The organism is Bacteroidales bacterium (assembly GCA_017521245.1).
Taxonomy (GTDB): domain Bacteria; phylum Bacteroidota; class Bacteroidia; order Bacteroidales; family G3-4614; genus Caccoplasma_A.
Genome location: JAFXDI010000002.1, coordinates 21,960 through 32,289 on the forward strand (window position 1 = coordinate 21,960; position 10,330 = coordinate 32,289).

The following is a 10,330-nucleotide window of genomic DNA, read 5'->3' on the forward strand; positions in this document are numbered from 1 at the left end:
AGGTATTAGTAATGGAGTTAAGGGATTTTCCCCGTACCTTACGATGATATGCCTGATTTATTTTTTTGATATATTTATATATCTAATTTGTTTATAGGACAAAATGTCAGTTATTAAAAATTGGCATTTTTTTTGAACATATAATATATGTAAATCGTATTATGTATTTTAACAATAAATTTATATAACTATGCAAAAAGGAACAATTGGGGTAACAACGGATAATATCTTCCCCGTAATCAAGAAATTTTTATATAGTGATCACGACATTTTCTTGCGTGAATTGGTGTCTAATGCTGTTGATGCTACTCAAAAGTTAAAGACTTTATCTTCGTTAGATGAGTTTAAAGGTGAACTTGGAGATTTAAATGTTAAAATATCAATCGATAGCGAGAATAAAACTCTGACTGTTTCGGATAGAGGTATTGGTATGACAAGCGAGGAGATTGAGAAATATATTAATCAAATTGCTTTTTCAAGCGCCGAAGAGTTTCTTGATAAATATAAAAATGATGCTAATGCTATCATAGGTCATTTTGGATTAGGATTCTATTCTGCTTTTATGGTTGCCAAGAAAGTTGAAATTAAAACTAAATCATACAAAGATGACACAACTGCTGTTATGTGGAGTTGTGATGGCTCGCCAGAATATGAAATGTCTGAAATAGAAAAAGCAGACAGAGGTACAGATATTATTCTATATATTGATGATGAAAATCAAGAGTTCTTAGAGAAATCTCGCATTGAAGGTCTCTTGAAAAAATATTGTAGTTTCTTACCTGTTCCTATTGTCTTTGGTAAAGCACAAGAGTGGAAAGATGGTAAATATGTTGATACTGATAAGGATAATGTTATAAATGATGTTACTCCTGCTTGGACAAAGAAACCTACCGACTTGACTGATGAGGATTATAAAAAATTCTATCATCAACTATATCAAGGTATGGATGAACCTCTTTTCTGGATTCACTTGAATGTTGATTATCCTTTTAAACTTACTGGAATACTTTATTTCCAAAAGGTGTCAAATAATGTAGATATTTCTCGTAATAAGATTCAACTATATTGTAATCAGGTTTTTGTAACTGATTCGGTAGAGGGTATTGTTCCTGATTTCTTAATGTTGCTTCAAGGTGTTATAGATTCTCCTGATATTCCATTGAATGTATCTCGTTCATACTTGCAAAGCGACTCTAATGTAAAGAAAATTTCAACTTATATCACTAAGAAAGTTGCCGACCGCCTACAAGAGATATTTAATAAAGAACGTAAACAATTTGAGGAGAAATGGGATCAAATTAAACTCTTTATTGAGTATGGTATGATTTCAGATGAAAAATTCAATGAGAAGGCAATGAAGTTTGCTCTTGTAAAAGATACCGAAGGCAAATATTATACTCTTGATGAATATCGCACTCTTATTGAGGCTGATCAAACCGATAAAGATGGTAATGTTACATATATTTATGCTACCGATAAAACTGCTCAATACTCATATATTGAGGCGGCTCAAGCAAAAGGATATAATGTTCTATTGCTTGATGGACAATTAGATGTTCACTTTATTGGAATGTTAGAACAAAAAATTGAAAAGAGTAGATTTGTGCGTGTTGATAGTAATGTGGCTGATAAACTTGTTGATAAGAACAATAATAACGAGGTTGCTTTAACTGAAACTCAAAAACAGATGACAGAGGGCGTTTTCAAATCTCAAATCCCAGAAATTGAGAAAACAAACTTTATTGTTATGTTTGAGGCTATTGGAGAGTCAACTCAACCTATTGTTATAACTCAAAATGAGTTTATGAGAAGAATGAAAGATATGTCAGCTCTACAACCAGGAATGATGAACTTCTATGGTGAAATGCCAGACAGTTATTCTTTGATTATCAATACTGAAAACCCTGTTTCTAAAAAAGTTATTGAGCAAATTGAGGGTGAGTGTAAAGATGAACTATTGCCGATTATTGATAATATTACTAAACTTAACAACGAAATTGATTCTCTAAAATCTTCTCATCAAGGCAAAAAAGATGATGAGATACCTGTTGCAGAGAAAGAGGAGATTAAAACTAAAGAGAATGAAGTGGCAGAACTTCGTAAAAAAGAGAACGATATTTTTGCTAAATGTGGAACTGAAAATAAATTGGTTAAACAATTAATTGATTTGGCACTCCTATCAAATAATATGCTAAAAGGCGAAGCATTAAGCAAATTTATAAAACGCTCAGTTGATTTATTGTAATATTTAATAGATTATTCACAGTGGAGAGTGTGTCACAAAAATGATACACTCTCTTATTTTTTTATTCATATATAATTTATAAATTTTCTCAATATATTTTTTAGAACTAACTTTGCATAAAATTTAAAAGAATAGAGATTATATATGAAAATTTCTAAATTGGTAGTGTTTAAATCTGCCGTAATGGCAGGTATCACAATTGGAATAGCAGGTTGGGGCTATTTGGCAACCACAAATATAATTGGAGCAGTATTGTTTGCATTTGGGCTATTGACAGTTGTTAGTTATAAGATGAAGTTATATACAGGAACTGCTGGGTTTGTAGAGTTTAGGGGTGATAACAATAAACTACAAATAATAAAACCTTTGGCAGAACTATTACTTGTTCTTGTTGGAAATATAATAGGTTGTTTATTAGTTGGTTTATTGGCACGATTAAGTCCGCTTGAATTAACTCAGGCTGCACAAAATATTTTGGAAGGTCGTTTGGCTATTGGTGCTATACGAGGCGGATTGTTGGCAATTGGTTGCGGTTTTATTATGACTACTGCTGTTACATTTGCACGTAAAGGTCAATATCTCCCACTCCTTTTTGGTGTACCTTTGTTTATTGTTTGCGGGTTCCCTCACTGTGTTGCCGATGCGTTCTATTATCTTACAGTGCCATTTGATTTTATAAGTAACAATATTGGAGATGTATTACTATTTTATATTTCAATAGTGTTTGGTAATTTCATAGGATGCAATCTTTATAGAATTGTAATGAAGAGTAATCCTGAATAAGTTAAAGTGATGATACGTAGATATTTTATATTTCCAATACTCTCCATTATTGTATTTCTTATTGGGGCTTGTAAACAAAAGTCAATCACGTTTAACGATTCTGAGATTGATATAATTACCGCATTCAAAGGCTCTATAATGCCTTTGGTAACTATTAATTCTGAAACAGATTCTCTTTTCTTAAGAAAGGTTTCTACTCCACTAAATATTGCTGATGTTAAGAGTGAATATTTTATCTCTTTAGCAAACTCTATGTTATTGACTGTCACTAACCCAGAAAACGAAGGTGTGGGCATAGCAGCACCTCAAGTTGGCGTTAGCAAACAATTAATTGCTGTTCAACGTATTGATAAAGAGGGAGAGCCTTTTGAGTTTTATGTAAATCCTAAGATAGTTTCATTTTTAGGCGATAAAAAAACTGGAGGAGAAGGTTGTTTGTCTGTTCCAGGACTGAAAGGTTTGGTTGACAGATACCAAGAAATAGTGATTGAGTATAATGATATTGAGGATTTTAAGATTAAATCAGATACTATTGAGGGTTTTACTGCTGTTATTTTCCAACACGAGATAGATCATCTTAATGGTATTCTCTATATTGATAAGGCAAATAACCTAACTGATAAAACAGAATAATAATGAGTAAATCAATTTCAAAAACTATATTTGAACTGTTTTTGACATTCTTCAAAATTGGAGCTTTTACCTTTGGTGGTGGTTGGGTAATGATTGCTATGATGGAGAAGGATATTGTTGATAAACATAAGTGGTTTACCAAAGAGGAGTTTATTGATAATCTTGCTATTGCTCAATCTATGCCGGGTATATTAGCCGTAAATATGGCTGTATTAGTGGGTAATAAAATTGCAAAGAAATGGGGTGCTTTTTATTCGGCATTAGGAACAATCCTCCCCTCTTTTATTGTAATACTTACAATTGCAATATTTTTTGTTACCATAAATGATAATCCTATTGTGGAGAGAGTATTTAAGGGTATAAGGCCTGCTGTTGTGGCTCTTATTATTGCACCTGTTTTTACTACTGCAAAATCGGCTAAAATAAATATTAAGAATTTTTGGGTGCCTTTGTCAACTGCGCTATTGATTACATTTTGCGGATTCTCTCCTATTGTTTTCATTGCACTTGCAATAGTTTATGGTATTGCAAGATGTTATTTTAGTAACAGAGAAACTAAAACTGAATAACTATGATATATATAAATTTACTAATTGCTTATTTGAAAATTGGATTATTCGGTTTTGGAGGTGGCTATGCAATGTTATCTTTAATTCAACATGAGGTTGTTGATGTTATCCATTACGGGGAGACTCAACCTTGGCTTACATTGCAGGAGTTTACTGATATTGTTGCTATATCACAAATGTCGCCAGGTCCTATTGGAATAAATAGTGCAACCTATATCGGATATAAAGTTACAGGAACTGTTTTAGGTTCTATTATAGCAACAATTGCAGTTTGTTTACCATCATTCATTTTGGTGCTGATAGTAGGTAAGATACTTCTAAAGAAGAGAGATAATATATACATAAAGAGTATATTCAATGCAATTAGGCCAGTTGTTGTTGGATTAATAGCCTCGGCGGCTCTGTTGTTAATGAATAAAGAGAATTTTCCTGATTATACAATAAGTATTGTAATTTGTTTAGTGGCATTCCTTTTAGTTAGGTATGCAAAATTACATCCAATTTTAATAGTGATTCTTGCAGGAGTTGCAGGTTATTTACTTTACTGATTATGACATACGAAGAGACAATAAATTATTTATATACACGACTTCCATTATATCAAAAAGAGGGAACTAAAGCATATAAACCCGGATTGCAAAATATTGAGGCATTAGATTCTTTGTGTAATCACCCACATAAAAAATTTGCAACAATTCATGTTGCAGGAAGTAATGGTAAAGGGTCAGTGTCGCATACTATTGCAGCAATTCTTCAAAGTGCAGGATATAAAACTGGTTTATATACTTCGCCACATTTAACTGATTTCAGAGAGAGAATAAGGGTTAATGGTAATAAGATTTCAGAGAATTATGTAGTAGATTTTACTGAGAAGTACCGAAACGAAGCAGAGAAGATAAGTCCATCATTCTTTGAATGGGTAACAGAATTGGCGTTTACATATTTTGCTGAACAAGAGGTTGATATTGCTGTAATAGAGACAGGTTTGGGAGGCAGATTGGATAGTACAAATATTATCTCCCCTATTCTATCAATAATTACGAATATCAGTTTAGAACACACATATTTGCTTGGAGATACATACACTGCAATTGCAACAGAAAAAGCAGGAATAATAAAACCTGATACCCCTGTTGTTATTGGCGAATGGGATGATAGATATGCAAATGTCTTTATAGAAAAGGCAAAGGAGTGTAATTCTAAAATAGCATTTGCAGAAAAGAATATTCTTTTAAATAGTTATCAATATTTAGATGAAGGTAAACTAAAATTGGAGTTCGATAATTACAATGAACTCATATTTGGTTTAGGAGGAATTTATCAATTAAAAAATGCTGTAACTATACTACAATCAGTTGAATATATAAAAGAGAGCGGATATAGTATCTCTGATGTAAATATCCGTAAAGGTTTTGCAAATGTTACAACACTTACAGGATTACGAGGCAGATGGGAGATTTTGAGAACTTCGCCAAAAGTTATATGCGATACTGGCCATAATGTTGGAGGTATAACATATACTGCAAGACAGATAGCAGAACAGAGTAGCGGAACATTACATATTGTTTTTGGTATGGTAAATGATAAAGATACAGAGGGTGTTGTAATGTTATTGCCAAAAGATGCAAAATATTACTTTACCCAGCCATCGGGGCAAAGAGCAATGTGTGTTGAAACTTTTGAGGCAATAGCATCAAAGTATAATCTTAAAGGTGAGATATTTAAAACAGTAGCAGAAGCATACACAAAAGCCTTAAATAACGCAACTCCTAACGATACTATATATGTTGGAGGTAGTACCTTTATAGTTGCGGATCTATTGCAATTTGTTGAGGGTTAAGATTTTGATTATATAATTAATTGAGGGTGAGTTATACGGCTCACCCTCATATTTTAGATGTAGATATATTTATAGAATAATAATCCTTATTTCATTTCGCAACTCTTAAAAACTACTACCCTATTCCATGAGTTGTTTTGAGGATATGGTTGCGTAGTGCTTCCGTTTGCAATAAGTTTCAAGCGAGATGAGTCTATTTTGTAATTCTTTACAAGAATATCTATTACCTTATTTGCTCGTTGTTCGCTGAGTTTTTTATTATACTTCTCTGAACCCGTATCTCTGTCTGCATATCCAGTTACCATAACATAGCATTTGGGGTTTGCTTTCATCCATTCTGCAATATTATATATATTTATCATCTCCTCATCGGTTACTACACTGCTATTTAATGCAAACCTAACGGCAGAGGTTAGATGTGTGTCGCAAGGAGATGGCTTCTCTGTTATAACTTTAGGCTTTTGTGCCAACTCATTCTTTAGACGTTTATTCTCTAATTTTAGAGTGGCATTTTCTGCTTCAACCATATTATCCTCTTCTCGTAACGCATTAACTTCTGCATTCAAAGCCTCACGAGCAAACATTTCACTAACAGGATTATATGAACCAAATTTTCTTCCTCCAAAGTTAAAGGTCAAACCTCCTAACATTGCCAATGATGCTTCTGCTCTTTTACTTTTAACCACACCATTGTATCCATCAGAAAGTATATTTACTTTACCTTCTAAGAATAGGTCAACAGTTCGGCATAACCTAACATTAAATCGCATACCTGTTGAGATAGCAAAACTTAGAGTTTTACCCAAAGGATTTCTAAATGCGTAGTTACTTGCAAATCCAACGTATGGGATAACTGATACAATCCGATATGGATCATATCCTCCAATAGTATTAGTCATATTCCACATAAAGTCTCCTGCTAATGATACATTTTTATAATGAAGAATATTACTCTCTTCAGGATATCTTATTCTTAACTCACCACCAGTTGCCGATAAACGTAATCCCCAATGAGGGTTAAACCATTTTCCAAAATCAACTGTCATTGAAAGAGAAAACATTGCATTACCTTTATTTTCGGTAAATAATGTTTGTACTCCTGCTCCCATTGACATAAACCAGTTATCACGAGGAGAAGGTGAATAGTAGTATGTTCTACCTGCTGGTACAAAATCAACAACAACAATCTCTTCCTCATCTTGCGGAGAGTTCGCATACGCATTATTGCTGAATAGTGATAGGAATAATCCTATAACAATAAAAGTTAAGTGTTTTAGTTTCATCTTATTAACTTTTTGGGGTTAGACAATAGTAAAACACATAATTTTTGTTTTTTGTTTATAGATTTAGTTTTTAAACATTAATATCAATCATAATTAAAGGTAAATTATTTAATGATTTACTATTAAAGTCGTTTTAATTATACTATTTTTGTATAAAAATTTTTAAGACATGATGCACATTGATATTATAACTGTTCTCCCCGAGTTGCTTGATAGCCCACTCAATCATTCTATTCTAAAACGAGCAAAAGAGAAAGGATTGGTAGAGATAAACGTTCACGACCTAAGAGATTATTCTCTTGATCAACGACACCGCCGTGTTGATGATTATCCTTATGGTGGCGCAGCAGGAATGGTTATGCAAATTGAACCAATTGATAGGGCTATAACAGCACTTAAAGAGAAACGTGTATATGATGAGGTTATATATACTTCGCCCGATGGTGAAATGTTTAATCAACCTATGGCAAATACATTATCAATGGCGCAAAATCTTATAATTTTATGTGGTCATTATAAGGGAATAGATTATAGAATAAGAGAGCATCTGATAACAAAAGAGATCTCAATTGGAGATTATGTACTAACAGGAGGTGAACTTGCCGCAGCTGTAATTTGTGATTCGGTTGTTCGCCTTATTCCAGGAGCAATAGGTGATGAACAATCTGCTCTTTCAGATTCGTTCCAAGATAACTTATTAGCCCCTCCAGTATATACCCGTCCTGCCGAATACAAGGGATGGAGAGTTCCCGATATATTACTTTCGGGACATCAACGAAAAATAGAGGAGTGGCAACATGAGCAATCTGTTGAAAGGACAAAAAGATTACGACCAGATTTATATCAAGAATAAAAATAAAGTCACAAAAAAATATCCTCGCATGAGGATATTTTTTTTGTTTGTATGTGAGAGTATAAATTATTTTATTTCAGAAGGAATATCTCCATCAAATTTAATGTATTTGATTTCAACATCTTTCTCTTTGTTTGTTAAAACAAGTTCCTCACCATTAGAAGATATTTTTGCCTCGAAGGTATTTGATAAAGCATTTAGGTAGTTTTGTTCAAATTGCTCTTTATCCTCTCCGCAAAACATTTTAGTTGAGCCTATATTGTTTATTGTTAACTGAGATTCACTTATAGAGTATTTGCCAATAAACAGATTGCATTGAGTATTTCCTGCTACTGATACTGAATCGGTAAATTTTATGAACATATTCATATCTTCGTTTACAGTAGATTCTGTATCGCAAACAAAATCAACTAATTTCCATCCATTTGCCGAAATATTTTCGTATGTAACTTGTTTAGAGGTACAACTTGCAAATGCAATAACCATTGCAATAAAAAAAATTTTTTTCATAGAAATCAATTATTATTATTTAAAATTATTAATGCTGCAATAACGCCTGGAATCCATCCAAGCATTGTTAATATAAAAACTATTAAAACGATCCACATCCTTTATCTACAACAGCAAGAGGTGGAAATATTATAGCCAAAAGAACTCTTAGTAAAGACATAATCCTATTCTATTTGTTAGAAAAATATATATACAAAATTAGTATAAATTGTTGTAGATGGCAAATTTTATACTCAATATAAGAGTTATAAGTTGCATTATTATGCAAATAATCTTAAATTTGCAGATTATTTAAAATAGACAAATAGATGCCACAAATATCTAATAGAGGGGAAATAATGCCAAAGTCCCCTATCCGAAAACTTGTTCCATTGGCAAACGAAGCCAAGAAGAGAGGAATTAAAGTATATCATTTGAATATTGGACAACCAGATATTCATACTCCTGAAGAGGGACTCAATGCCGTACGTAATATCAGTCGTAAAATTCTGGAGTATAGCCCAAGTGAAGGATATTTATCACTAAGAGAAAAACTTGTTGAATATTATTCGCGTTTTAATATTGAAGTAACAGCAGATGATATTATTGTTACAACAGGAGGCTCGGAGGCAGTGTTATTCTCATTTATGGCATGTTTAGATCCAGGAGATGAGATTATAGTGCCAGAGCCTGCGTATGCAAACTATATGGCATTTGCAATATCTGCTGGTGCTGTTATACGCACTATTCCTTCATCTATTGAAGATGGTTTTGCATTACCATCATTCGACAAATTTGAATCGTTAATAAATGAAAGAACTCGTGGTATATTGATATGTAACCCCAATAACCCAACAGGTTATATATATACACCAAAGGAGATGAACAGATTGAGAGATATTGTAAAGAAATATGATCTATTCTTATTCTCTGATGAGGTATATCGTGAATTTACATATACCTACGCACCATACGTTTCGGCTCTACATCTTGAGGGTATTGATGATAATGTAGTTCTTATTGACTCTGTGTCAAAAAGATATAGTGAGTGTGGTATTAGAATTGGAGCACTTGTTACAAAAAATAAGGAGTTACGTAATAATGTAATGAAGTTCTGTCAAGCACGTTTGTCTCCCCCACTATTAGGCCAAATTGTTGCAGAGGCTTCAATTGATGCTTCTCAGGAGTATCTTGATAATACCTATAATGAGTATATTGAACGCCGAAACTTCTTGATAGATGCAATAAACAAGATTCCAGGATGTTATACACCAATGCCAATGGGAGCATTCTATACAATGGCGAAGTTGCCTGTTGATGATGCGGATAAATTTTGTGCGTGGTGTTTAAGTGATTTTGAGTACGAAGGACAAACCGTATATATGGCACCTGGTTCAGGATTTTACACCTCTCCAGGATTAGGAAAAGACCAAGTACGTATAGCATACGCATTAAATAAAGAGGAATTAGCAAAAGCGGTTGTTGTATTAGAAAAAGCATTAGAAGCATATCCGGGTAGAACTCTATGATACTCGAAAAGTACATAGCAAAAAAAATTAATACCGAAGGTAATCATAAAAAGAGTACTCCTGCTGTTAAAATTGCAACAGTAGGAGTTGCTCTTGGTATAGCAAC

Annotated in this window: 10 protein-coding genes and 1 pseudogene; 8 read left to right on the forward strand and 3 right to left on the reverse strand. The window is 33.0% G+C overall.

All coding sequences use genetic code 11. The annotated features are described in order from the left end of the window. Positions 1 to 190 precede the first annotated feature (190 nt). The 6 genes from htpG (at position 191) to IKK64_01680 (ending at position 6,070) form a co-directional block, all read left to right on the forward strand. Positions 191 to 2,245: a molecular chaperone HtpG gene (gene htpG, locus IKK64_01655; protein MBR4118767.1), complete on the forward strand. Its 2,055-nt coding sequence runs from the start codon at positions 191 to 193 to the stop codon at positions 2,243 to 2,245. Between the two features lie 144 nt (positions 2,246 to 2,389). After that, on the forward strand, positions 2,390 to 3,028 hold the full coding sequence (locus IKK64_01660; GenBank protein ID MBR4118768.1) for a formate/nitrite transporter family protein: 639 nt from the start codon (positions 2,390 to 2,392) through the stop codon (positions 3,026 to 3,028). 9 nt (positions 3,029 to 3,037) lie between these two features. Then, positions 3,038 to 3,661 carry a peptide deformylase gene (def, locus tag IKK64_01665; GenBank protein MBR4118769.1) on the forward strand — a complete coding sequence of 208 codons (624 nt, stop codon included), beginning with the start codon at positions 3,038 to 3,040 and terminating at the stop codon, positions 3,659 to 3,661. 2 nt (positions 3,662 to 3,663) lie between these two features. Further along, a complete protein-coding gene (locus IKK64_01670; GenBank protein MBR4118770.1) occupies positions 3,664 to 4,230 on the forward strand; it encodes a chromate transporter in 567 nt (188 codons plus the stop codon). 2 nt (positions 4,231 to 4,232) lie between these two features. Beyond that, positions 4,233 to 4,778 (forward strand): chromate transporter, encoded by a 546-nt coding sequence (locus IKK64_01675; protein ID MBR4118771.1) that lies wholly within the window; start codon positions 4,233 to 4,235, stop codon positions 4,776 to 4,778. Between the two features lie 2 nt (positions 4,779 to 4,780). Then, positions 4,781 to 6,070, forward strand: coding sequence for a bifunctional folylpolyglutamate synthase/dihydrofolate synthase (locus tag IKK64_01680; GenBank protein ID MBR4118772.1), 1,290 nt, complete (start codon positions 4,781 to 4,783; stop codon positions 6,068 to 6,070). 86 nt (positions 6,071 to 6,156) lie between these two features. On the opposite strand, the gene IKK64_01685 is transcribed toward IKK64_01680, so the two are convergent. Beyond that, positions 6,157 to 7,353 carry an OmpA family protein gene (locus tag IKK64_01685; GenBank protein MBR4118773.1) on the reverse strand — a complete coding sequence of 399 codons (1,197 nt, stop codon included), beginning with the start codon at positions 7,351 to 7,353 and terminating at the stop codon, positions 6,157 to 6,159. 172 nt (positions 7,354 to 7,525) lie between these two features. Between IKK64_01685 and trmD the strand changes: the two genes are divergently transcribed. Beyond that, positions 7,526 to 8,206, forward strand: a complete 681-nt coding sequence (gene trmD, locus IKK64_01690; protein ID MBR4118774.1) for a tRNA (guanosine(37)-N1)-methyltransferase TrmD — start codon at positions 7,526 to 7,528, stop codon at positions 8,204 to 8,206. Positions 8,207 to 8,272: 66 nt separating this feature from the next. Here trmD and IKK64_01695 read toward each other — a convergent pair whose 3' ends face one another. Continuing rightward, a complete protein-coding gene (locus tag IKK64_01695) occupies positions 8,273 to 8,716 on the reverse strand; it encodes an META domain-containing protein (GenBank protein MBR4118775.1) in 444 nt (147 codons plus the stop codon). Between the two features lie 5 nt (positions 8,717 to 8,721). Further along, positions 8,722 to 8,876 (reverse strand): annotated as a pseudogene (locus tag IKK64_01700) (YqaE/Pmp3 family membrane protein). A 148-nt stretch (positions 8,877 to 9,024) separates the two neighbouring features. On the opposite strand from IKK64_01700, the gene IKK64_01705 reads away from it, so the two are divergent. Continuing rightward, positions 9,025 to 10,224: a pyridoxal phosphate-dependent aminotransferase gene (locus IKK64_01705; protein ID MBR4118776.1), complete on the forward strand. Its 1,200-nt coding sequence runs from the start codon at positions 9,025 to 9,027 to the stop codon at positions 10,222 to 10,224. The last annotated feature ends 106 nt before the right edge of the window (positions 10,225 to 10,330 follow it).